The following is a 22,494-nucleotide window of genomic DNA, read 5'->3' as shown; positions in this document are numbered from 1 at the left end:
GGAGCGGCAGGCCTTTCCTGTTCACAGCTGATGGGCCAGTCGCCTTAATAGCCGCCGAAGGAGCCGGCCGGGCCAGGGAAGACCACCGGGCTTTCCGAGCCGTCCGGCGCCACGGACGAGACGCCGAAATAGTAATTGTCGATCACGATGTTCTCGAGCGTGTATTCGGTCACATCGCCCACATAGCGGCTATGGGTCCATTGCGGCGCATCGGTAAGACGCCAGTAGATGCGATACCCCATCAGATTGTCCGCTTGTTCGCCCTCGGGCCGGGCCCAGCTGAGCGTGGTGGACGGCTGGACGGCGCCGGAAATGCTCACCTCCGCGGGGAAGGGCGGCGCGCCCGCCAGCTGGGCGAGGGTGGCGACATTGAGCCCGGTCAGCTTGGCGGCATAGTCAAAATCCACCGCTTCGAGCACATCGCCATACTCGATGCCGTCCTCGACCCGGATATCCTGATGCTGGCGGTTATAGTCTTCATGGGTCTCCATGATCCGCACGCCCGGCATGCCCGCCTCATTGAACGGACGATGGTGGCCGCCGCGCCCGAACCGGTCGAGACGGTAGACCATCATCACATCAAGGTTGGGCACATACTGGTCTGCGGTGCGGTCAATGAAGCGCGCCAGATTGCGCGACGGGGAATCCACTTCGCCGCCGGTGAAGCGGCGGATGCGCGCTTCCTCGGGCGTCTCCGTCGCGCGCGTGCCTTCGGAAAAGACCCGCGCGGTGCTGTTGTTCACCACGCCATCAATGCCGGCGCTATTGCCGATCATGTCATTGTTGATGACCGCCTTGAGCCGCCAGCCCTGTTCAAGCGCGTAATCGGCCACGATGCGTCCGCCGAACAGGCCCTGCTCTTCACCGGCGAGGGCCGCATACATGATCGAGCCGGCGAACTCGTCCTGGGTCAGGACGCGCGCGGCTTCAAGCACGCCGGCCACGCCGGACGCGTTGTCATTGGCGCCCGGCGCATCGATCTCGGCGTCCATGACATCGGAGGCCCGGCTGTCGATATCGCCCGACATCACCACCATCCGGTCCGGATCGAGCGTGCCGCGCTGAATGGCGATGACCGAAACCACGTCGACCGGATCGGGAATACGACGCTCGCCGCTGATGGTTTCGGAGACATACATGACCTCAAGGCAGCCGCCGCACTCTGCGGAAATGCGCTCGAACTCGTCATAGATCCATCGCCGCGCCGCGCCGATGCCGCGCGTGTCGCTCTCGGTTTCGGACGCCGTATGACGTGTGCCGAAGCTGACCAATGTGGTGATGTCCTGCTCGATCCGCTCCGCCGACACTGCGGCCACATGATCATGCACGTCCAACACTTCAGATGGCGGCGCGACCTGCGCGCTCGCCGCCCCGGTCAGGCCGGCGGCCAGGACCATGCTGACAATAATCCGCATACCGAAAACTCCCCTGTTCTGGCCCGTTCGGACTCAGTCGACGCGCAAGCTAGACTGCGGAGCCAGCTCCGCCAAGGCGACAGCGTGAGGCGAGGCTTACGCGCCCGGCCCGGTCGGCGCCGCCAGCGCGACATTGAGGTCGATCACGGCGAGCGCCAGATCCGCCTGGGTATCCACCAGCGCTTCGCGGTTGCCGATCAGGGTGCGTTGCGCGTCCAGAACGTCGATGAAGCTCGCCAGCCCTTCCCGATAGAGCGCGTTGAGCTGGTCATAGGCGCGTTCGCCCTCGACCACGGCGATCCCCAGATCATCGAGACGCGCCTGCACGCTCTCGATGGCGACGAGCCCCGTTTCAACCTCTTCCAGCGCCCCAAGAACCACATTCTGATAGGCGAGCGCAGCTTCAGCCGCCTGAGCCTCGGCGGCGGTCAGCTCGGCCTGTCGGCGCCCAAAATCAAACAGCGGAATATCCAGCACCGCACTGAGGCTGGCGGTCAGGTCCGTCGACAATCCCTCATCAAGATCGGTGCTGACGGCGCCGGGCAAGCGCAGGGAGGGATAAAGCTCGGCGGCCTGAACCCCGATATTCGCCGTCGCTGCGACGAGGCGCGCCTCGGCGGCGCGCAGATCGGGCCGCCGCTGGATCAGCGCGGCGGGCGCGCCGATATCAATCGCGGCCCCATAGCCCAGCTCAAGCGCATCGCTCTGCCGCGAGCCGATATCTTCGAGAAAGGCGATCGGCTGGCCCGGCGACCGGCCCAGAAGTACGGCGAGGCCATTGAGCGCGCGGGTTTCCTGAAGCTGCAAGGCGCCGCGTTGCGCCCGTGTCCGCGCCAGATCCGCCGCCGCACGGCGAACATCCAGATCAGCCGACAGGCCTGCTTCGGCCCGACTTTGAACAATGTCGAGCGTGCGCTGTTGCAGGTCGAGCGACGCGTCCAGAAGCGCCAGGCGCGAACGGGCGCGCCGCAGCTGGACATAGAGCGTCGCTGCGGAGGCGGCAGTCAGGCGGCGCAAATCCTCAAGCTCATACGTGCTGGCCAGCACCTGAGCCTGGGCCCGGTCCTCAGCGCGACGCAAGCGCCCATTGATGTCCAGCACCTGAGAGAAGGAGAGCGAGGCTGAAGCACTGTCGGCGCCGGAGCTGCGCGCCGTAAAGGACAGCCCGCCATCCACCGTGGGGAGAAAGTCCGAACGCGCCGCGCCCAGAAGGGCTTCGGTGGCGATCAGTCGCTGGGCGGCTTGGGCGATGTCGAGATTGGCGGCCAGCGCCTCATTCACCACCGTGGCGAGCGTGGGATCTTCGAAACCGGACCACCAGGCTGCCTCGGCGGGTCGGGACGCATCGTGTTCAAGCGGGCGTGAGAATTGCTCGGGCTCCGGCGTCTGCGGCGGCGCATAGTCCGGGCCGGCCATGCAGCCAGGCAGGGCCAGCGTCGCTGCCGCCAGAAGGGCACGGGACATTTGCATCATTCCGCCGGTCCGTTGTCGCTGAGCACTATGGCGTCCGCCGCGTCGAGCTCGGACGCCAGCCGGGCTTCCGCCGCCGCGCGTGGCGAGCCGAACCGCGCCAGTCCCAGATAGACCACCGGGGTCAGGAACAGGGTGAAGGCCGCAGCCAGCCCCAGCCCGCCAAACACGGTCCAGCCAATGGAAACCCGGGCCTGAGCCCCGGCGCCCGTGGCGAGGATCAGCGGCAAGGCGCCCAGAACCGTCGAGATCAGGGTCATGGCGATCGGACGCAGGCGAATGATCGCGGCTTCCTCGATCGCCGCCCGGACGGACTTGCCTTCGGCGCGCAGCTGATCGGCGAATTCCACCACCAGAATGCCGTTCTTCGCCATCAGACCGATCAGCATGACCAGCCCGATCTGGGAGAAGATATTGAGCGATGTACCCGTAAAGAAGAGCGCATAGACCGCCGCCGCCAGGGCGAAGGGCACGGTGAGCATGACCACGAGCGGGCCGGTCAGGCTTTCAAACTGCGCCGCGAGCACCAGGAAGACGATCACCAGCGCGAAGACATAGGTCAGGATCAGATCCCGGGTCGCCTGGTTCAGGGTTTCCGCCTCGCCTTCAAACAATAGCTCGATGTCGTCAGGCAGCGTCTCATCGGCCAGGCGACGCATTTCCTCGGCCGCTTCGGCGATGGTCGCACCGCCGACAATGTCGGCTTCAAGCTCGATGGCCCGGCGCTGTTCGGTGCGATCAAGCTCGGCCGCTACGCCCTCTTCCACAATGGTGGTCAGCGCTGAAAGCGGGATCAACTCGCCGGAATTGGCGCGCACATAGAGATTGCGCAGATCCGCCGGATCCTGCACGGCGCCCGTCTCGCTTTCCAGCACAATGGGTATCACGCGGTCATTGACGTTGAGATCGACGAGGTTTTCGCCATCCACCATGGCGCGCAGCGTGACCGAGAGCTGATCCAGCGGCACCCCCAGATCCGCCGCGCGGCGGCGATCAATCTGGATGGAAAGCTGGGGCTGGGTGGGCTCATAGCTGATCTCGGGATTGTCGAGGATCTGAGATTCCGCATCCAGCCGGTCCGCCAGGGCGCGTGTGGCTTCAAAGATCGAGGGGTAATCGCCCCCGGTCAGGGACACCTCGATGCCGTCGCGCTGCCCCCCGCCACCGCCAAAGCTCAAACCGCCGCGTCCGAAGGCGCTGGCGCGCACGCCGGGAATTTCCGACAGCGGGCCGCGCAGCTCGGCGGCGATTTCAGACTGGCTGCGGGTGCGTTCGCCATAGGGCGCGAGCGGCGCGGTGATGAAGATGCGGTTCGGGTCCCAGCGCCCCACCACGGTGAGCAGGGATTCAATCTCGCCGCTCTCGATATAGGGCTGGAGAATGGCTTCGATGCGGTCCGCCTGTCGGTCCATGTAATCAAGACCGACGCCATCCGGCCCGCCCGCCCAGACATAGACCACCCCGCGATCCTCTTCCGGGGTCAGCTCACGATCGAGACCCATGGCGGCGAAGACCGCGCCGCCTGCGGCCAGAACGCAAATCCCGGTAGTAGCCCAGGGATGATCCAGCGCCTTGCGGATCAAGCGTGCATAGGTGCGTGAGAAGACGCCGCCAGCGCGCCGGATCGGGCCGGTCTTGTCATCACCGGAGGTCAGGTCGAGGCGCGCCGCGAACGCGGGCACGACCGTCAGAGCGACGAAGGATGAAATGATCACGGCGAGTGCGAGCAGGAAGCCGAACTCGCGGAACAAGCGGCCCGCCGTGGACGGCAGGAAGGAGATCGGCACAAAGACCGCCACCAGCACCGCCGTTGTGGCAACCACGGCGAAGAACACCTGGCGCGAGCCGATGACGGCGGCGGCGCGGCGTCCCACGCCCTTGGACTGGAGGCGGTGAATGTTCTCAAGCACGACAATGGCGTCGTCCACGATCAACCCGGTGGCCAGCACCAGCGCCAGCAAGGTGAGGATGTTGATCGAGAAACCAAAGAGCCACAGCCCCGCAATCGCGCCCACAAGAGCTGCCGGGATGGCCGCGGACGGGATCAGCGTTGCCCGGAACTTGCCCAGGAACAGCCAGATCACGCCCACCACGATGAGCACCGTGATGGTGAGGGTCAGAAGCACTTCCTGGACGGATTCGCGGATGAATTCGGCCTCGTCAGACGTGACCGTGATCTCCAGATCATCAAAACGGTCATTGAGCTGCGCCACGCGCTCCTGCACCGCGTCGGAAATATTGATCGTGTTGGACCGGGCCTGGCGAATGACCCCGATGCCGATCACGTCCCGGCCATCAAGCCGGGTGAAGCTGGTGGCGTCGGCCGGGGCGAAGAAGGCTTCGGCCACATCGCCCACACGTGTCTGGTCCTGGATGATCACCGCCTTGACCCGTACAGGGGTCGCCGCGGTGGCCTCTGCGCGCACAATCAGCTGCTGGTCCGTTGACCGGAAACTGCCCACCGGCACGTCAAACGGGGCCTGGCGCAGGGCGTCGGCCACATCACCCACGGTCAGGCCGAACCGGCTCAGACGGATGGGATCGATGACCACGCGCAATTGCTGGCCCCGATCACCGGACAGGTTCACCGTCGCCACGCCGTCAATGGCGGTCAGCTCGGGCACGATGTCGTTCTCGATCAAGCGCGTCAGCTCTTGCTGGTCATAGACGTCGCTGACCACCGCCAGACTGACAATCGCTTCGGCGTCATCATCGGCCTTGACCACGCTGACCTGTTCGACCCGATCGGGCAGACGCCGGCTGACCTGGCTGACCGCTTCGCGCAGGTCCGAGGCGGCGTTGTCCAGATCCACGCCGGGATTGAACTCGACACGGATGCGCGCGCTGTTCTCTTCACTGGAAGACCGGATCTCCCGAACCCCGCTGACCCGGGCCGCCGCCCCTTCCAGAACGCTTGTGACTTCGGCGTCCACGGTTTCAGGCGCAGCGCCCGGCAGCACCGCGCGCACGGTGGCGATCGGACGGTCCACATCGGGCAGCTCGCGCACTTCCACTGCCAGCAGGGCGGCCAGTCCGGCGATCACCACGAGCAGGTTGAGCACCACCGCCAGGATGGGGCGTTTAACGGCGAGCGCCGGGAGATCGGATCCGGGCGGTGTCATTGCGCATCCGCCTCCTGAACCGCATCCCCGGACGGCCAGGCGGCCACCGGCGAGGTGACTTGCGCCTGACGGGTTTCAATCAGCTCAACCGGCGCGCCCTCACGCATGCGCTGCACGCCTTCGGCCACGACGAGGTCGCCTGCACCGAAGGCGCCATTGACCAGAACCGTGCCCTGCCGGCGCTGAACCAGCGTGATCGGTTCCTGCAAGGCGCGCCCTTCGCGGATGATCCAGACATAGGCGCCGTCGCTGCCCCAGCTGATCGCGGCTTCGGGCACGACCGGCCAGGCATCGGAAAGCAGTTCGAACTGGACCGAAAAGCTCATGCCCGGACGCAATTGGTCATCGCGATTTTCCAGGCGCGCCCGCACGGTGAACGTCCGGGCGGTCGGATCAATGCGGCTGTCCACATTGATGACTTCGGCGTCATAGGCGCGGTCCGCGCCGGCGAAGGGCTGGGCGCTGACCACATCGCCGACCTCGATCCGACCGAACACCTGTTCAGGCGGATTGAAGTCCACATAGAGCGCGGTGCGATCATCAAGCTCAGTGATCACGGTGGTGGTCGTCACCCGGGCTCCGGCATCGATATCGGTCAAGCCGACAAAGCCGTCGAACGGGGCGCGTACAATGCGGCGCGCCAGCTCGACTTCAGCCTGCTCCACCTCGATCTGGGCCGCCTCGAGCGCGGTGACCGCCTCATCGATCTGGCTGTCAGACACCGCGCCCGTATCTTCAATCCGGCGATAGCGCGCCAGCAATTGTTCCGCTTCACGCACGGCCACCTGAGCTAGGCGCAAATCCAGTCGCTGCTCGTCGGCTTCCAGCCGGATCAGCACATCGCCCGCTTGCACACGGTCGCCAGCGCTGAATTCAACGCTTTCCACCTCACCGGCGGCTTCAGAATAAATGGTGGCGCTGGCCATGGCGCGCGCCGTGCCGAGCGCTTCGATCCGCTCGGCCTCGCGTTCCACCACGACTTCCTGGGCGATGACGCCCACACTTCGCTCAGAGCGCGCCGCATCCGGGCGCGACTGGGAGGCGGTGCCATCAGAACATGCGGAAACGACGCATGCTGCGAGCGCAAGCGGGATCAGTGAATGCTTCATGGCACTCCCCTACGTAACATTAACGCCAGCGGATCACAGGGGCGCCCGCGAAAAGTCTGACGCCAGGCCGACGCATGAGCCTTCTCGCTGATCGACCGGCCCACGCGCCATGTTGTTAGAACCGGCAAGATCGACTACCGCTCATAGTCTCAAACCCGCTCCAGCATGGATGCCCAGGGCATGACACACGCGGACCATGATCTTTCATCGATTTTGGACGAATGCGCACAAGAGGCTCAAAAGCTGATCGGCCAGGGGCATGTGGCCGATTACATACCCGCCCTCGCCCGCATCAACCCCGACCAGTTCGGCATGGCCGTCTGCGGCGTGGACGGGACCGAGTTCACGGTCGGTCAGAGCGACACCTCCTTTTCCATCCAGAGCATTTCCAAGGTCTTCACCCTGGCCCTCGCCCTGCAATCACCCGGCGCCGCCAGCGTCTGGGAGCGCGTGGGGCGCGAACCGTCCGGCAACGCCTTCAATTCGCTCGTCCAGCTGGAATCCGAACGGGGATTGCCGCGTAACCCCTTCATCAATGCCGGGGCGATCGTCGTCACCGATGTCATCACCAGCCATTTCGTCAGTCCTGTCCTGCAGATCCTGAGCCTGGTGCGCAAATACGCCAATTGCGACGACATCTATATCGATGAGGAAGTGGCGGATTCCGAAGAGGAAAGCGGCCATCGCAATGCCGCGATCGCCCACCTACTGAAAAGTCAGGGCAATCTGGTCGCAGACGTGGATGACACCCTGGCCGCCTATTACCGGCAGTGTTCCATCGCCATGACCTGTCGGGATGTCGCCCGGGCCTTTCTGCCTTTGGCGGCAGCGGGTCAGCATCCCCTGACCGGCCAGACGCTCATGCCGGCCCTGCGCGCCAAGCGGATCAATTCCCTGCTCCTGACCTGCGGGCTTTATGACGGTGTGGGAAATTTCGCCTATCGCGTGGGCATTCCCGCCAAATCCGGGGTGGGCGGGGGCATCGCAGCCGTTATTCCGGGCCATTACTCGATTTGTGTCTGGTCGCCCGAGCTTGATGAGCTGGGCAACTCCCTGGCGGGCACACGGGCGCTGGAAGTCTTCTCTCACGAGACCAATCTCTCTGTGTTTTGAAGACAGCGACAAGGCGCATGGGCCGCGAGCCCGGTGCAACCAATAAAAATATTATGCGTCCTAGTCATATCAATTTAAAATCTGTTAATCTCATGTGACGGGGAAAATCTCCGTCAGAACAAATAATAAAAATACTTAGGTCTCTCCACGCGTTTTCACTTCGAAGGATATGCTGTGTTTTTCAATGAACTTCAGTCTGACGACGGCAAGGCCCGCGAACCCTACGAAGATTACGTCAAATGGATGAAGAGCCGGAACCTCGATTCACTGAGGGACAAGTCACAGGAAGCCGATGAGTTCTTCCGAAGAACCGGCATCACCTTCAATGTCTACTCCGAAGAAAAAGCTGACGAACGCCTTATCCCCTTCGATCAGGTGCCCCGGATCATCTCGGCCAAGGAATGGGCCCGACTGTCCAAGGGCATCGAGCAGCGCGTCGTCGCGCTCAACGCCTTTCTTCACGACATCTACCATGACCAGGAAATCCTGAAGGCGGGTCGGCTTCCGCAAAGCCTGATCGCCAATAACGAAGCCTTCCTGCCCCAGATGATGGGGGTGGAGCCCGGCGGCGGCGTCTACACTCATATCGTCGGGGTCGATCTCGTCCGGACGGGCAAGGATGAGTTCTATGTCCTGGAGGACAATGCGCGCACGCCGTCGGGCGTCTCCTACATGCTGGAGAACCGGGAAACCATGCTGCACATGTTCCCCGAATTGTTCTCCAACATAAATGTCGCCTCGATCAGCGATTATCCGCGCAATCTGCGACGCTCGCTGTCCCAATGCGCGCCGCCCGCGTGCAAGGGCCAGCCGGTCATCGCCGTGCTGACGCCAGGCATCCACAATTCCGCCTATTACGAACACGCCTTCCTGGCCGACCAGATGGGCGTGGAGCTGGTGGAGGGCCATGACCTGCGGGTGGTGGATGGCCGGGTGACCATGCGCACCACGCGAGGCTACACCCCGATCGATGTCATCTATCGCCGGGTCGATGACGACTATCTCGACCCGCTGAACTTCAATCCGGAGTCCATGCTCGGCGTGCCGGGCATTTTCGACATCTATCGCGCCGGCGGCATCACCATCGCCAACGCGCCAGGCACCGGCATTTCCGACGACAAGGCGCTGTACTCGTACATGCCTGACATTGTCGAGTTCTACACCGGGTCCAGCCCCTTGCTGAACAATGTGCCGACCTGGCGCTGTTCGGAGCCGGACTCCCTCGCCTATGTGCTCGACAATCTTGAGGAGCTGGTCGTCAAGGAAGTGCATGGCTCGGGCGGGTACGGCATGCTGGTCGGGCCGGCGGCCAGCGCCAAGGAGATCGCGGCCTTCCGCGACAAGCTCAAGGCCAAGCCCGAGGGCTATATCGCCCAGCCGACCCTGGCCCTGTCGACCGTGCCGATCCTGACCGAGGCCGGGCTGGCGCCCCGCCATGTGGATTTGCGCCCCTTCGTGCTCGTCTCGCCCAACGGGGTCGACATCACGCCGGGCGGGCTGACCCGCGTGGCCATGAAGGAAGGCTCCCTGGTGGTCAATTCCAGCCAGGGCGGCGGCACGAAAGACACCTGGATACTGGAGGACTAGGCCCATGCTGGGATCAACCGCAAACGGCCTGTTCTGGATGTTCCGCCAGCTTGAACGCAGCGAGAACACCGCCCGGCTGATCGAGACGGGGTTCCGGATGGCCCTGACCCGTCAGGCGTCGGGCCAGAACGAATGGGCCTCCATTGTCCGGACCGCGGGATGCGAACCCGCCTTCAAGGAGCGCCATAAGGTTTTCAACGCCGAAAACGTCATCGATTTCCTGCTGCGCGACCCCGACAATCCCGCCAGCGTCCTGTGCGTCTTCAAGGCGGCCCGGACCAATGCGCGTTCGGTGCGGACGGCGCTGACGCGGGAAGTCTGGGAAAGCACCAACGAAGCCTGGCTGGCCTTGCAGGAATTGCTCGCCAAACCCGTCGAGATGAGCGAGCTGCCCAATGTGCTGGGCGCTATTCGCAAGTCGAGTGCGCTGGTGCGCGGCGCCTGGCACGGCACGGCCCTGCGCAATGACGTGTTCCTGTTCGCCCGGCTCGGCACCCGGATCGAGCGCGCCGACAATACGGCCCGCATTCTGGACGTGAAGTATTTCGTGCTGCTGCCGTCATCGGCCGCCGTGGGCTCCTCGCTCGACAATGTGCAATGGGAGACCATCTTGCGATCGGCCTCGGCGGCGCGTGCATTCAACCTGCTGTATGGCGGGGAGTCCTCGCCCAGCAAGATCGCCGAATTCCTGATCTTCAACCAGCAACTGCCCCGCTCGCTGCTGTACTGCTGCTCGGACAGCACCCGCATACTGGAGGATTTGTCGCGGATGTACGGCCAGCCCAACAAGGCGCTGGACCTGGCGCGGCCGCTGCTTGAATCGCTTCAGGCGGAAGAGATCGGCTCGATCTTCAAAAGCGGCCTTCACGAATTTCTGGGCGAGTTCCTGATCAAGAACAACGCCATCGGCCGCCAGATCGAAATCGACTTCAGATTTAACGAGTAGCCCATGCGCCTGAAGATCAGCCACAAGACACGATACGAATACAGCCACCCGGTGCCCTATGCGCTGCAACAGATCCGGCTGACGCCGCAATCAGGGCCCACCCAAACCGTCATCGACTGGTCGCTGGATCTGGGCGGCGCGACGGCTGAAGCCAGCTTCACCGATCAGCACGGCAATGAGGTGAGCCTGCTCAGCGTGGAACGCAACACCGAGTTCGTTGAGATCACCAGCACGGGCGAGGTGGAGACCCAGAACACATCCGGCGTGTTCGGCCCCCATACCGGCCATGTCCCGCTCTGGCATTACCTGTCTCAGACTGACCGGACCCGACCGGGCCCGGACCTGTCGCAAATGATCGCGGAATTTCAGCCCGGCGAGACCGACCCCATTGCGCGCCTGCACGCCTTGCTGGGCTTCATCGCCGAGCGTGTCAGCTATGACACCAACACCACCCATGTGGGTACGACCGCCGAGATCGCCGTCAGCACCGGCAGCGGCGTCTGCCAGGACCACGCCCAGATCTTCATCGCCATCGCCCGGGCGCTCGGCTTTCCCGCCCGCTATGTCAGCGGATACCTCTTGATGACGGACCGCACCGAACAGGAAGCCAGTCATGCCTGGGCGGAAGTGCATGTGGACGGGCTGGGTTGGGTCGGGTTTGACGTCTCCAACCAGATCTCTCCGGACGAAAAATATGTCCGGATCGCCACCGGGCTCGATTCCATGCAGGCCGCCCCCATTGCCGGTTTCGTCTATGGGGGAAGCGAAGAATTCATGATTGTCAGCCTACAGGTTCAGCAGTAACGCAGAACACAGTCTGCACGCAGGAACCGAATCAACATGACCTATTGCGTTGGCATGCGCATCAATAAGGGCCTGGTCTTCATGTCGGACACGCGCACCAATGCGGGTGTGGATAATGTCTCGACTTTCAAGAAGATGTTCACCTGGTCGACGCCCGGCGAGCGGGTCATCGTACTTCAGACGGCCGGCAATCTGGCGACGACCCAGGCGGTGATCAGCCTGCTCGATGAGCGCATGAAAGCCCCATCGGACCGCAATCCGGGCATTCTCGAAGTCCCGACCATGTTCCAGGTCGCCAAATTGGTCGGCGACACCCTCAAGGAGGTTGTGGCGGCGCAATCGGGTCACGGACCGGCGGCGGATTCCCCATTCAGTGCGACCATCACCGTGGGCGGGCAGATCGCCGGCTCGGAGCCGCGCCTGTTTCTGGTCTATCCCGAAGGCAATTTCATCGAAGCGTCTGATGAGACGCCTTATTTCCAGATTGGCGAAACCAAGTACGGCCGGCCGATCCTGATCCGCGGCTATGATCCGCAGATGCAATTCACCGACTGCGTGAAACTGCTCATGCTGTCGTTTGAGTCCACGCTGCGCGCCAATCTGTCGGTGGGCATGCCGCTTGATCTGCTGACCTATGAGACTGACAGCCTCACCCTGGGGCGCGAGCGCCGCATCACCAGTGATGACGCCTATTTCCAGAGCCTGGCCGAAGCCTGGTCGGAATCCATCCGCGAATCCATCAAGGCGTTGCCCGACTACACGTTCTGATCAGAGGCTATCGCGCCTAGACGTGTATGGCGGTGAGTTCCGCGATATCGGACGAGGATTGCCGCACGGCCAGAAGAGCGTTCTCCACCGCATGCAGGGAGCTGTGATTGGCGTCGGATTTCACGTCGCGCAGGGTCAGTTCCAGCCTGTAATTCTGGGCGACGATCTCTCTGGGCGGCGTGAACTCACGCATGGGCAACAGGCCAATCGTCTTGAGCAGGCGATATTGCTCGGCGTTCTCGATCCCGTTCCTGGGACGCGCCAGATCGCCCAGCCGGGACAGCCAGTAAGCGTCGCGCGGCGACCAGACCGCATTGGCGACCGATTTGCGGCGCGAAGCGTGATGGCGAATACCGCCCAGCGTAATCTGGTCGGGTAGCGCCCGGGCGCCGGGATTGGCCTCGGCCCAATCCGAGACGGCCGTGGCGCTGTCGAGCGCTTGCGGCACGAAATCCTGCGCCACATGACGCATCAGCTGCATGAAGGCCGAGGGGCTCGAGCTCGCCTTGCGATGCGCGCCCTGCGCCAGACCATCAATCCCGCTCAGACGGGTGCGCCAGGTCTTCAAGCGCGGGTGTTTGTCCAGCATGTCCGAGCCCGCTTGCGTTGTGGAGATCACCTGCAGGGCGCCCGCCAGGCTGAACTCGGCCATGGCCGGCCGCTCGCCAAACAGGAACGGGCTGTCGCCCAGCGCCTTGTCCAGACGTTCAAGCGATGCCTGCAGCTGGGCTTTCACACTGTCCGCCACCTGCTCATCAAGGCCCCGCTTGGAGAAATGCTGGTTGAGCTGCGCCACGACAAGGCGGGCTTGCCGCGCTGCGAGATCGGCTGGCGTATCGGTCTCGAGAAACCGGGTCAGACGCGCTTCCGCCTGCTCGCGTTCGCACACCCAGAACAGGTAGTCCGCCTGTCGAGAGAAGCGTGAATCCGACCACGCTTCCAGAAGGTCGCTGGCGAAGCGCTGAGCGGGCGTGTCGGGATGCACGGTCCGGGCGGCATGGTCACGGCGCAAGCTGTCCAGCAGCAGCCGCGTATCGGTATAGGCATGCTGATCCGAACACACGATGACCGGCGTCGCGACGCTTTTCAGCCTGGGTTTGATGTAGGTCTGCACCACATTCAGCGTGGCGGGTTTTTCCGTCATCGGCAGGTTCGCCCAGCGCAAGAACAGGCGCGCCTTCACCGTGGCGGCGGAAAACGGCGTTCCGATAAGCGTGTACGTCAAAGCCATGTCGTGAACCTTCCAGTGTGGTCTGGAGGAATAACGATACGTGGGCGAATCCGTTCCTTGGCGCGACGACGCCCTCGCCCCCGATCGGATCAGCCGCGGCGCAAATCGCGGAACAGCCAGACAGACTTTGATGACAGGAAAATCTAGGGGGAGGGAGAGAGTGTGAGACGAGATAAACCCCCTGAAACCCCACCTAAACAGACACTTAAGCTCGCATTGTTGTATTCTTGTGCACGACAGTTCGTACCGGCTCTTGTTGCTTGCCTGCCAGATTTCAATCGGGGCCACATCCATCGTCTGATGGGCGAATGGGCCCGTTGGCCGGCTTGCGATACAACGAATGTCCTGATGACGGGGCGGTTACCAATGCGCCTTTTCAAAGGCCATTGCGAGTGTCGTCCCGCTCCAGATTTGGTCCGCATATCTCGCGAGAGACTGCGATGCTTCCGTAATGGAACTCAAAGACGCGTATCGTGCAGTTTCCAGGGCATGGTGCAGCCCGTCCCCAAAACGAGGGGGCGTTCTAATCAAGGCATCGCCCACGCCCAGAACTGCGCAGTCTGATGAAATATGGCTACGGGTCAGGGCTGAGCCGCCATATTGGACACCCGTTCGGTGCAAAGCGCCTCGTCGCAGGCCAAGCGCCTGTTCGACGTGGCGGCTCATGGCTTCAAGCTCACACGACTCTTCCGCCGGAACCGCAGCGGTCACCAATACCTCGCCTCCATCGTTGCCCACCAGAATGAAGCCAGATCCAAGTTCTGCGCCACGCGGTTGCAAATCGGGCGAGATCAAACGCCAGCTATTGTAAATCCATCGGTCTTCCAAATGAGAGATCTTCAAAACGCCACCGCCCGCGCGCGTCGCCATTTCAGCAGCAGCATAGCTGCCGCCACTGGCGTCGATCACACGTTCCACCGGGTCCAGGCTGCGAGACGCGACGCTTGCTTTCCAGCCTCTCAGTGCACCCGAAAGGCTCTCCAGGCGCTGCTCCCAAAGGACATCAGAGCTCCCTTCGACAGCCGACCGCAATCGCCTCAATAGAGACGCGCGACCGCACGAGGCGAGCTCCCAGGAGGGAACGCCGAGAAGCGCGGCGCAATCGTCCAGATCTTCAGGTTTAAAGCGATGAGCGTGGTCGGCGGCGAAGCCGAGACTATCGCGCGAGCCAGAGTCGATCACGCGACATGTCGCGCCAGCTTCTTTCAACATCAACGCTGAAAGGCATCCGGAGAGTCCCGCACCGACGATCAATGCATCCATTTAGCCAAGGGCAGCGCCACTTGCGCTCATGTCCTCGCCAGCGACGACGACGAAAAACCAACCGCCGCTTCGATCAAGGGCCCTGCGGGCGGCCTCCACGGCATGCTCACTCGCACCCCGCTCGGGGTATCGCATTTCACCCGGAAACTGCATTTCGCCTGGAAACTGCATCTCACCGGGGAAGAAATTCTGACCGGGAAAGGCGCGAGGGCCCGGAAGCCTGGACCGCCCTCTCTGAAGTCTCATCGACCGGGATTGAAAGACGTCCACCTCACCCTCTGAGCTGATCCGAACGGCAATGAGGCTGGCTTCCACGGCTTCGGCGTCTGTTTCCACTATGATTGACAATCGCCGCGCCAGAGCGCGACGCAAGGCTTCGCCAGAGAGCCCCTCCAGGCGCTCAACGCCTTCAAATCGGATTGACACGGAGCCCCCTCGTCCTTCAGCGAAGGCCACGGGTGCGATTGTGGCGCCGGCGGCGAGAACAGCCGTTCCGAGGGCGAAGCGGCGACGCGAGATAGCTTTTGCCATGAGGCTCCCCTGACGTTCCAAGTGACGCAATAATCGTCCCGACAATTGCCTCCGGTTGGAATACGTCAGTTGATGTATGACGGAGCCTAGTCAGCGATGGCCTGCGCCACTTGATCAGGCGCTGCATACAGCAGCAGCTGGCCTTCGCCATCGACCACTGTGAGCGTGGTGTGGTTATGCTTGCGGACAAAGGCTTCCAGCTTGCCCACTGGAAAAATCGTGTTTTCAGAACCGTGGATGAAGTGCACGGGCAGCTTGGCCTCGGTGATAAGGCTTTCCCAGTTGCTGACCCAGCGGCAGACATCCTCCACAAGCCTTGGCACATTCTCGAAGGAATAGGCGATATTGTCCCGCGTCACCGAGTAAAAGTATGAATCGGTGCGCACGCGCTCTTGCTCTTTTGGTGACCCCTCAAAGAAATATTCCACCGTGCGCTGTTCGCCGGCCTCATCCTTGTTGAAGTCGGCAGCGACCATACGGTGAGGCGCAATCAGCGCCTGGGGAAACAGGCGTGCGGGCAGAAATGTCCGACGCGGTGCGGAAGGCAAACGGATGAGCTCGCTCACCGAGACCACCGGAGCCCCAACATCGAGCATGACAGCGCGTCGGGCGCGTGCACCCAGACGCTGAGCCGCCGCCAGGGCGTACAGCCCGCCACTGCAATGGCCGACCAGCGTGCAGGCCTCGATCTCCAGGGCATCCAGCAATTGAACATAATCTTCGGCCAGCGCCTGCGGCCCATCCTTGGGTGAGCGCGTATCACTGAGGCCCGAGCCGGGCCGGTAGGGCGCGATGACGTGGAGGCCTTTCTGCGCCATGGCTTTTCGGACCGGCTCTGGCTGGGTCGGAGTCGTCGTGGGCTGGAGCATCAGCACCGTCTCACCCTCAAGATCGCCATACTCGGCATACGCCAGGCGCCGCCCATCGTGTAGCTTCATGGAGGCCAGACGGCTTTTGTGGCGCGTGATGGCGCTGGACGCGATGCGTCGGGCGCGCGGCCCGGAATCGGGGTGGTCGGGCTCGACCTCCCCTGTTTGCATCAGCCCGGCCACCAGACGCACCAGGCGCTTCTGGTCCTGGCTCTGGGTCTTGCTGAGCACGCTGTTCATCTGGGTTCTGACCGTGCGCAGCGAGCGCCCGCGCGATTGCGCGATCTGTTTCAGATCTGCGCCTTCAAGCAAGCGGCGCGTCAGGTCCAGCTCGGCATCGGTGAGTTGGAAGGCCGTGCTCAGAAGTTCGGCGATCGCCGGGTGCCAGCTGGTGCGTGCGCATATGAGCACGTATTCAGCCGTGCGCGCCTTGGCGTAGGCCCGCGGCAGCATGCGTTCGGCGATGAACAGATCCGGCGCGGCGTCATCGTGGAGATAAACCGGAATCAGAAGACGACGCTGGTCGACGGTCTTGTCCAGAAGCTCTGGAGCCTCCACCAGCGTAGAGCCCGCATCATCGCCCAGCGCAGCATCGCTCAGCCGGTCACCAACCTTGAGGTCCAAAAGGGCTGAAAACGCGGCGTTCTGAGCCAGAATTTCCAGTCTGGCGTCGAAAATGAGGGCGGGTTGGCGGAACCGTTCCACAAAGGCCGCCGGAGAATCGGCATGGGCCTGGATCGAAAGCTCATAAACCTCGGCGGCGCGTTCAAAATGTCGATTGAGGGAGTCCAGCCAGCCCGGATCGGTCAGCTTGTCCGCACGCGCGCGCGCATTGAGATGATCGTCAAACGGGGCGAAGATTTCATCATAGCCGGACCGGCCCGTGGCGGCCGCATACAGCGCCTCCACAAAATGAAGCGCGGTCGTCGTCACGTCCCCCTCATTGTCCTGCATCGAGGATCTGACCTGCCCACTCCACTACCCTAGATGGATACTAGCGCTATACGCACGAAATTCAACACATGCAGAAATACAGGCCCAAACCGTTGGGGGCGCTTACTGATACCCGCCGGTCATGCAGGCGCTCTGCACTTCCATCATTGCTCCCATCAAGTTGGGATTGGTCGCCAGCGCACGTCCAGCCTCAGCTTCGCTCATCCCCAGACCATCAGCAAAGGCTTCGAACCCACCCTGACCTTCAAGGTCCGCGGCCTGAATGCGAATGAGCAGGTCAAACTCGTCGACGTTGAGATGGGTCTCGAAATGATTGGCGGCACACGCGCAAACATCTGCAGCATCCTCGCCATGCTGCACTTCGCACAGCGCCAGATAGCGCTCACGCGGAGCCCCGCTCCCACGCGCCGCGTCAGCGGCCTCAGTCAAAGCGCTTGCATCCGCCTCAGCCTCGCACTGTCCGGGAATGTTCATGACCCGGGGGAACACTTGGCCGAGTTCGGCCTGCGCGCGGGCATCGGCGGAACGCGCCGCGCGCGTTGCCGTGGCTTCATCCAGTCCATCCCCGACCAGCGTCATGGCCGCCAGCATGCGAGCACCTTCGCTGGCTCCGCCCACGGCCTGGTCAAAGCGAGTGGTCAGGCACCGGCAATAGGCGTCAGACCCGGAACAACCTTGCTGCAGGACAGACGCGGCGCTCATGGCTTCAGCCTCCCCCAGGGCGGCCCGCGTGCGGTCATTCTCGGGGATGTCCAGATCACCGCCCTCACGCGCCGCTCGGGCCCGTGCCCGAGCCTCTTCCCCGGCCTCGATCATCGCGGCTTCCATCTCGCGTTGGGCGACGCCACCGCCTTCAGCGCGCGACACCGCCTGCGCCCCGACCGCGGCGCGTTCAGCCTGGCTGAAGCCGGGCGCATCATCGGCCCAGATCATGGCGGTGCAGTAATTCCTCACCGCGTTCTGCCGTGGAGCGATGGCCCCACGCGCCTCCTGCTCAAGCGCCTCGAACCGCTCCGGGCTGACACCCATCTGTTCGGCACGCACGCCAGCAGGATTTTCAGACGGGTCATCGGGATAGAGCGAAAAGGACAACAGATAGGCTTCCAACCCTTCAGAGCCCGCCAGATCCTCGAACATCGCGGCCTCGCACCCGCAGGCGCGCGCTGACCCGGCCCCCGCCGCATCGATGCAGCTGTTCGCAAACCGGGCCGCAACAGAATCGGCTTCAGGCTGGGGCGGCGCGGCCTGCGGCGCGCCGCCGATGACACACTGACCCTCAAAGTCTTCGATCGTCTCCAGCGCACCGCCGAGCTGATCAAAGGCGCGCTCCATATCCAGGATCGCGCTTGGACCTGATCCGCTTTGCACGACACGCTCAAACGCGGCATCAACAGGCTCACCGTCCTGACCGAGCGCATGGGCATAACGCGCAATAACGAGATCAGACGCGGCATCGCTCGGGGCGATCGCGCGGTGCTGGGCCACGTTTCGCGCCACACAGGCACAGTCGATATTGGGCCGGTCCAAGCTGCCGCAGAGCGCCATCGCCTGCCCGTCTTGAGCTTCGGCTGTTGGCAGGACAATCGCGATCATCGCTGTCGCCGCCAGGACACCTGCGCGCATCATAGCAACCCCTCCGCCTCAGCAAGATCGAGAATATCGAGCATGAGACGGGCGCCATCGGTGTCTCCACGTTCAAGCGCGCCGCTGCGCTGATCGTCGAACATATTGGTGTAACTCACCTGCAGGACGAGATCCTCGCCAAGAAAGCGGGTCATGCCCGCGCCGATCCGGGTCGTGCGGCCCGGGACCAGTGTCGCACCAGCCGGGGCCATCATGATGTCCCGGCCCTCAATCGAGAGCTGTCTATAGCTGCCCGGATTGGCGTCAAACCATTGGCGGAACTGCGCGATCTCTTCCGGTTCATAGCGGATGATCTCGAACATCAGCACTTCGGTGGGCGCAATGGCGGTTCCATCCGGCGTGGTGCGCGGGTCCGACGGCACGCCCAGCGTCATGGCGACGTGATCGTCACCCATCAGGGGCGGCTGCGTCATGACGCTCGGCGCCAGCGCATAGCCATCGGGCATGGCCGGAATCAGCGGCGCAAGCTCACCCGCGCACTCAAGCGGCGGATAGTCATCCCGCCACTGAGTAAAGGGCATGGCCTGCTCAACACTCACACGCTGGTTCACCAGAACGCCATTTCCAACTTCCGGTGGGCACCCCTGCCCCGCGCCCGCATTTGCGCCGGCATCGCCGGGTGAGCAGGCGGTCAGCGCCGCGATTGAAGTGAGCAGGCAAAGGCTTCGCAACATGGATCTGGACCCTGATGGCTCGTGATTCAGACGCCATCATCTGTGCGTGCCCCCACTACGCCATCGGTCATATGACGTACGCCCGCACGAACAAGACCTGCTAGCCATGCTCCAGACCGCCATTAAAGGAGCGCCTTCATGCGTGTGTTCACTGCCCTTGTTCTCGCCGCTGGCCTGTCAGCGGGTGCAAACGCACAATCCGATTTCGAGCAAATGCCGCGCGCACAGGCGCTGGAGCATTATGAAACTGTCGGCGAGGAGTTTCTGGACGCCTTTCAGCTGATTTACACGCGCACGGACCCTGAACTCGCCCAGTATATCGGTTCGCCGGAGTGGGATGAGGTTGATCGCGAGGCCGCCGCTTGCGTCTACGATACCTATGCCGAATCCGGCGAGCTCGAAAACATGGCCATCGCGCTGGAGCAGACTGAAGTCGCGTTGGAACGGCTGCGCGAGGATGACAGCATCACCATGATCGCGCTCATGACCGGAGAGGTGGACCGGGCGTTTCTGACCGTGGGCATGCCTGAAGACGTGGAAGAGCGCAATATCGAGGTTTCCCAGGCCTGCGGCGTGCTCGAAGCGAATTCGCGCCGGTGGTCGGATCCTGAGCTCATGCAGCGCTTGATGGCGCATATGGAGCGCGCCCAGTGATCGTGTTCGTCCTGACACGGATGATCCCGGGCGACGTTCCGTATTAGCGCAATGGATTGCTCATCCGGCCAGCTCCCCAGCGACCTTTCGCAACTGTTTAGAAGTGGAACTGATATGCCCTTACTTCTCCGGCCTGCCCTTCTCGCCTCGACATTTGCGCTGATCCTCGCGCCATCCGCCGAAAGCCAGGAGATGGGTGATGCGCGCATAACCTTTGTGGTCCCGCTGGAAATCACCGGCGATTTCGAGGTCTTTGATGACGGCATAAGCCTTTTTTGCGGCTTTACCTCTGAACTCGAAGATCAGATTCTGGAAACCGAGTTTCTTGGGGGCATCGAGCACACAGTCGTCGATGCACGCGCGACCCCGGATCGAAGCCAATATACCGTCGAGTTGGACACCCCGGTTTATCCGCTGGGCAATCTTCTGGCCGCAGAGCCCGACGGCCAGTTGGAGTGGATCTGCGTGTTCATGACAGACACGCTGATCGCCTCTCTTCCAGGCGAGCAGGACCGAACATCCGCCCCCTTCCAAACCGGCGGCGAGAACGCGTGGAGACCTGTCCCTCCCGCCATGGCCGGCACCTGTTCCATCATTCGCGGTACGATTGAGAGCGATGGCGCGATGACTGTCGGGTCGCCTGAATGCGCTGGATAATCGCGTCTCTTTTGAGCGCCATGGGCTTTGTCTCGACGCCAGACGGCGACGTTCACGCGCAAGAGTCGCTACGCATTGAGACGGATACTCTAACGCTTGTCGGCCAGCCCGAGCCACAAGCCCTGAGGGTGTCGACGCCAAGCCTAACACTTGCCGGCCCGGCCGAGCCGCTCACAATAAAGGTGGAAACTCCAGGCCTCACGCTCGCCGGCCCACCTGTACCAGAAGACCTGAGGATTGAAGCGCCGCCGCTCACGCTTGCCGCCCCCCCAGAGCTGGTGGAACTGCGGGTGGAGGCGCCCGCCTTGTCGCTCGTCACCGCGCAGACATTGCGCAGTGAGGTCCCGACACTGACGCTTGTGGGCCCGCTTGAACGGGACGGTGTCGGCGAGCCGGGCGGCACGCCGGCTGCAGGGCCGCCTGCGGGCGTCGGCGGTTCCACTGGTGACGGCTCTGCGCGGGTCTGGTGCTCAGGCGATTACAGCGTGTTGCTGGGCCAGCCGCGCTTATCCAATGGCATGGCGATGGGACGGCCAGAAACCACGTCAGCTCGGATCTCGACCTCGGCCTGCACTGCGCAGATGCGGGTCATCGTCGAGGGGCGCAGCGTCGATCTCGTCCGGCAAGCTGATGGCGCCTATCTTGGTTCCGTTCAGGGCGAGGAGGGGCAAACCCTCACATATTCGCTGACCTGCCATGCTGATCTGAGCGTGACCGGCAACCTGCAAGCCAGAGACGCAAACATCACGGTCTCGCGCGACCTCACCCTGACCCGCGTCGGCGGCCAACCTGCCCCGCTCATCGGCTGCGGCCCGGAGGCGGGCTACGCGCCACCGCAATAGAACCGCCCTTCATCTGAGACCGCAGGACACCGGCAATCGATTACGGCTCGAGACAAGAGGACATCCTGATGACGCATGCTCCGTTGGAAAAACGAAAGACCTCTACACCCGCAAGACGCGCGCTGGCGCAGTTCGGCCTATGCGCCGTGTTTGCACTCGGACACGCCTCTACGGCGCAGGCGCAGGACATGACGGCCCAACCGCTGATATCGGAACCCTACACGGTGGTGGACGCCCGCGCCGCCATGGACGCGATCATGGCGCGCGACGACATGGCTGAGGCCGAAGACAGACGCCGGTTCAGCGATTTCGAGGGACCAATGGACGAATTCGTCACCTCACAACCGGTCTTTCAGAATGTCAGCTGGGATTATGGCCCCTGCACGGATCTGGTCAGCCTCATCCCGCCGCCCATGGACGGCTGGGCCATCCGGAGTGATTTCGGCAGGGTTGAAAACCCGATCAGCGACGCACGCGCAGAAATCTTCTACGAGTATTACGACCACGGGATTGCCCCGGGCGAGCAGGGCTTTTCCGATCCATCCAACATGATCACCATCCGGGTCACCGAAAGCGCTGACAGCGCCGAGTACATGTCCATGATGTTGGACAACGAAGCGATGCGCAGCGCGATGCTGGACTCTGGCCCCTATGGATACCCCGTGATGAAAATGGCTCCGGGCTCGACCCAGTTGGGGCCCTACGGCATTCAGATTACGGGCAATAGTCCGGAGCGGGTGCAAATGTATCTGACGCAGATGGTCGGCTGCGCGATCGACAATGGCCTGATCCTGGAGGGCGTCGATCCGGCGAGCCTGTCCAGCACGCCATGAGACGCCGG

Annotated in this window: 18 protein-coding genes; 9 read left to right on the top strand and 9 right to left on the bottom strand. The window is 63.1% G+C overall.

Annotation, left to right across the window (positions count from 1 at the left end; translation table 11 throughout):
• Positions 1-44: 44 nt before the first annotated feature.
• The 4 genes from RBA95_RS02540 to RBA95_RS02525 all read right to left on the bottom strand — a co-directional run bounded on the left by RBA95_RS02540 (position 45) and on the right by RBA95_RS02525 (position 7,116).
• On the bottom strand, positions 45-1,415 hold the full coding sequence (locus tag RBA95_RS02540) for a M20/M25/M40 family metallo-hydrolase (RefSeq protein ID WP_306015231.1): 1,371 nt from the start codon (positions 1,413-1,415) through the stop codon (positions 45-47).
• Between the two features lie 96 nt (positions 1,416-1,511).
• Positions 1,512-2,879 carry an efflux transporter outer membrane subunit gene (locus tag RBA95_RS02535; RefSeq protein ID WP_306015230.1) on the bottom strand — a complete coding sequence of 456 codons (1,368 nt, stop codon included), beginning with the start codon at positions 2,877-2,879 and terminating at the stop codon, positions 1,512-1,514.
• Positions 2,880-2,884: 5 nt separating this feature from the next.
• Complete coding sequence (locus RBA95_RS02530; protein WP_306015229.1) at positions 2,885-6,007, bottom strand: efflux RND transporter permease subunit; 3,123 nt, start codon at positions 6,005-6,007, stop codon at positions 2,885-2,887.
• Positions 6,004-7,116 (bottom strand): efflux RND transporter periplasmic adaptor subunit, encoded by a 1,113-nt coding sequence (locus RBA95_RS02525; protein ID WP_306015228.1) that lies wholly within the window; start codon positions 7,114-7,116, stop codon positions 6,004-6,006. Before RBA95_RS02525 ends, RBA95_RS02530 begins: the two co-directional genes overlap by 4 nt.
• Positions 7,117-7,296: 180 nt before the next feature.
• On the opposite strand from RBA95_RS02525, the gene RBA95_RS02520 reads away from it, so the two are divergent.
• The 5 genes from RBA95_RS02520 (at position 7,297) to RBA95_RS02500 (ending at position 12,334) form a co-directional block, all read left to right on the top strand.
• Complete coding sequence (locus RBA95_RS02520; protein WP_306015227.1) at positions 7,297-8,229, top strand: glutaminase; 933 nt, start codon at positions 7,297-7,299, stop codon at positions 8,227-8,229.
• A 243-nt stretch (positions 8,230-8,472) separates the two neighbouring features.
• Entirely contained in the window at positions 8,473-9,816 is a 1,344-nt protein-coding gene (locus RBA95_RS02515; RefSeq protein WP_371933577.1) for a circularly permuted type 2 ATP-grasp protein, read from the top strand.
• 4 nt (positions 9,817-9,820) lie between these two features.
• Complete coding sequence (locus RBA95_RS02510) at positions 9,821-10,762, top strand: alpha-E domain-containing protein (RefSeq protein ID WP_306015225.1); 942 nt, start codon at positions 9,821-9,823, stop codon at positions 10,760-10,762.
• Positions 10,763-10,765: 3 nt separating this feature from the next.
• Complete coding sequence (locus tag RBA95_RS02505; protein WP_306015224.1) at positions 10,766-11,566, top strand: transglutaminase family protein; 801 nt, start codon at positions 10,766-10,768, stop codon at positions 11,564-11,566.
• Positions 11,567-11,602: 36 nt separating this feature from the next.
• Positions 11,603-12,334: a proteasome-type protease gene (locus RBA95_RS02500; protein ID WP_306015223.1), complete on the top strand. Its 732-nt coding sequence runs from the start codon at positions 11,603-11,605 to the stop codon at positions 12,332-12,334.
• A gap of 16 nt (positions 12,335-12,350) precedes the next feature.
• On the opposite strand, the gene RBA95_RS02495 is transcribed toward RBA95_RS02500, so the two are convergent.
• The 5 genes from RBA95_RS02495 to RBA95_RS02475 form a co-directional block, all read right to left on the bottom strand.
• A complete protein-coding gene (locus tag RBA95_RS02495) occupies positions 12,351-13,565 on the bottom strand; it encodes a glutathione S-transferase family protein (protein ID WP_306015222.1) in 1,215 nt (404 codons plus the stop codon).
• Between the two features lie 360 nt (positions 13,566-13,925).
• Positions 13,926-14,828 (bottom strand): FAD-dependent monooxygenase, encoded by a 903-nt coding sequence (locus RBA95_RS02490; protein WP_306015221.1) that lies wholly within the window; start codon positions 14,826-14,828, stop codon positions 13,926-13,928.
• Positions 14,829-15,445: 617 nt separating this feature from the next.
• The gene (locus tag RBA95_RS02485) at positions 15,446-17,161 is read right to left on the bottom strand and encodes an alpha/beta hydrolase (RefSeq protein ID WP_306015220.1); all 1,716 of its coding nucleotides are present in this window, start codon (positions 17,159-17,161) and stop codon (positions 15,446-15,448) included.
• Between the two features lie 123 nt (positions 17,162-17,284).
• Positions 17,285-18,805 carry a hypothetical protein gene (locus RBA95_RS02480; RefSeq protein ID WP_306015219.1) on the bottom strand — a complete coding sequence of 507 codons (1,521 nt, stop codon included), beginning with the start codon at positions 18,803-18,805 and terminating at the stop codon, positions 17,285-17,287.
• Positions 18,805-19,500, bottom strand: coding sequence for a hypothetical protein (locus tag RBA95_RS02475; protein ID WP_306015218.1), 696 nt, complete (start codon positions 19,498-19,500; stop codon positions 18,805-18,807). Before RBA95_RS02475 ends, RBA95_RS02480 begins: the two co-directional genes overlap by 1 nt.
• A gap of 138 nt (positions 19,501-19,638) precedes the next feature.
• Here RBA95_RS02475 and RBA95_RS02470 point away from each other — a divergent pair, with 138 nt between their 5' ends.
• From RBA95_RS02470 to RBA95_RS02455, 4 genes are all read left to right on the top strand, one after another.
• On the top strand, positions 19,639-20,154 hold the full coding sequence (locus tag RBA95_RS02470; protein WP_306015217.1) for a hypothetical protein: 516 nt from the start codon (positions 19,639-19,641) through the stop codon (positions 20,152-20,154).
• Between the two features lie 114 nt (positions 20,155-20,268).
• Positions 20,269-20,811: a hypothetical protein gene (locus tag RBA95_RS02465; RefSeq protein WP_306015216.1), complete on the top strand. Its 543-nt coding sequence runs from the start codon at positions 20,269-20,271 to the stop codon at positions 20,809-20,811.
• The gene (locus RBA95_RS02460; protein WP_306015215.1) at positions 20,799-21,653 is read left to right on the top strand and encodes a hypothetical protein; all 855 of its coding nucleotides are present in this window, start codon (positions 20,799-20,801) and stop codon (positions 21,651-21,653) included. Before RBA95_RS02465 ends, RBA95_RS02460 begins: the two co-directional genes overlap by 13 nt.
• A gap of 188 nt (positions 21,654-21,841) precedes the next feature.
• Entirely contained in the window at positions 21,842-22,486 is a 645-nt protein-coding gene (locus tag RBA95_RS02455; protein WP_306015214.1) for a hypothetical protein, read from the top strand.
• Positions 22,487-22,494: the final 8 nt, after the last annotated feature.

Source organism: Oceanicaulis sp. MMSF_3324, assembly GCF_030733545.1.
GTDB lineage: Bacteria > Pseudomonadota > Alphaproteobacteria > Caulobacterales > Maricaulaceae > Oceanicaulis.
Note: the sequence above shows the minus strand (reverse complement) of the source record. Positions and strands in the feature narration are given on the sequence as shown.

Excerpts from the sequence above, each read along its gene's own strand:
- RBA95_RS02520 (WP_306015227.1), top strand. The coding sequence starts at position 7,297 with ATGACACACGCGGACCATGATCTTTCATCGATTTTGGACGAATGCGCA.
- RBA95_RS02460 (WP_306015215.1), top strand. The coding sequence starts at position 20,799 with ATGCGCTGGATAATCGCGTCTCTTTTGAGCGCCATGGGCTTTGTCTCG.
- RBA95_RS02495 (WP_306015222.1), bottom strand. The coding sequence starts at position 13,565 with ATGGCTTTGACGTACACGCTTATCGGAACGCCGTTTTCCGCCGCCACG.
- RBA95_RS02480 (WP_306015219.1), bottom strand. The coding sequence starts at position 18,805 with ATGCGCGCAGGTGTCCTGGCGGCGACAGCGATGATCGCGATTGTCCTG.
- RBA95_RS02475 (WP_306015218.1), bottom strand. The coding sequence starts at position 19,500 with ATGTTGCGAAGCCTTTGCCTGCTCACTTCAATCGCGGCGCTGACCGCC.
- RBA95_RS02505 (WP_306015224.1), top strand. The coding sequence starts at position 10,766 with ATGCGCCTGAAGATCAGCCACAAGACACGATACGAATACAGCCACCCG.
- RBA95_RS02540 (WP_306015231.1), bottom strand. The coding sequence starts at position 1,415 with ATGCGGATTATTGTCAGCATGGTCCTGGCCGCCGGCCTGACCGGGGCG.
- RBA95_RS02455 (WP_306015214.1), top strand. The coding sequence starts at position 21,842 with ATGACGGCCCAACCGCTGATATCGGAACCCTACACGGTGGTGGACGCC.
- RBA95_RS02490 (WP_306015221.1), bottom strand. The coding sequence starts at position 14,828 with ATGGATGCATTGATCGTCGGTGCGGGACTCTCCGGATGCCTTTCAGCG.
- RBA95_RS02530 (WP_306015229.1), bottom strand. The coding sequence starts at position 6,007 with ATGACACCGCCCGGATCCGATCTCCCGGCGCTCGCCGTTAAACGCCCC.
- RBA95_RS02515 (WP_371933577.1), top strand. The coding sequence starts at position 8,473 with ATGAAGAGCCGGAACCTCGATTCACTGAGGGACAAGTCACAGGAAGCC.
- RBA95_RS02465 (WP_306015216.1), top strand. The coding sequence starts at position 20,269 with ATGCCCTTACTTCTCCGGCCTGCCCTTCTCGCCTCGACATTTGCGCTG.
- RBA95_RS02535 (WP_306015230.1), bottom strand. The coding sequence starts at position 2,879 with ATGTCCCGTGCCCTTCTGGCGGCAGCGACGCTGGCCCTGCCTGGCTGC.
- RBA95_RS02500 (WP_306015223.1), top strand. The coding sequence starts at position 11,603 with ATGACCTATTGCGTTGGCATGCGCATCAATAAGGGCCTGGTCTTCATG.
- RBA95_RS02525 (WP_306015228.1), bottom strand. The coding sequence starts at position 7,116 with ATGAAGCATTCACTGATCCCGCTTGCGCTCGCAGCATGCGTCGTTTCC.
- RBA95_RS02510 (WP_306015225.1), top strand. The coding sequence starts at position 9,821 with ATGCTGGGATCAACCGCAAACGGCCTGTTCTGGATGTTCCGCCAGCTT.
- RBA95_RS02470 (WP_306015217.1), top strand. The coding sequence starts at position 19,639 with ATGCGTGTGTTCACTGCCCTTGTTCTCGCCGCTGGCCTGTCAGCGGGT.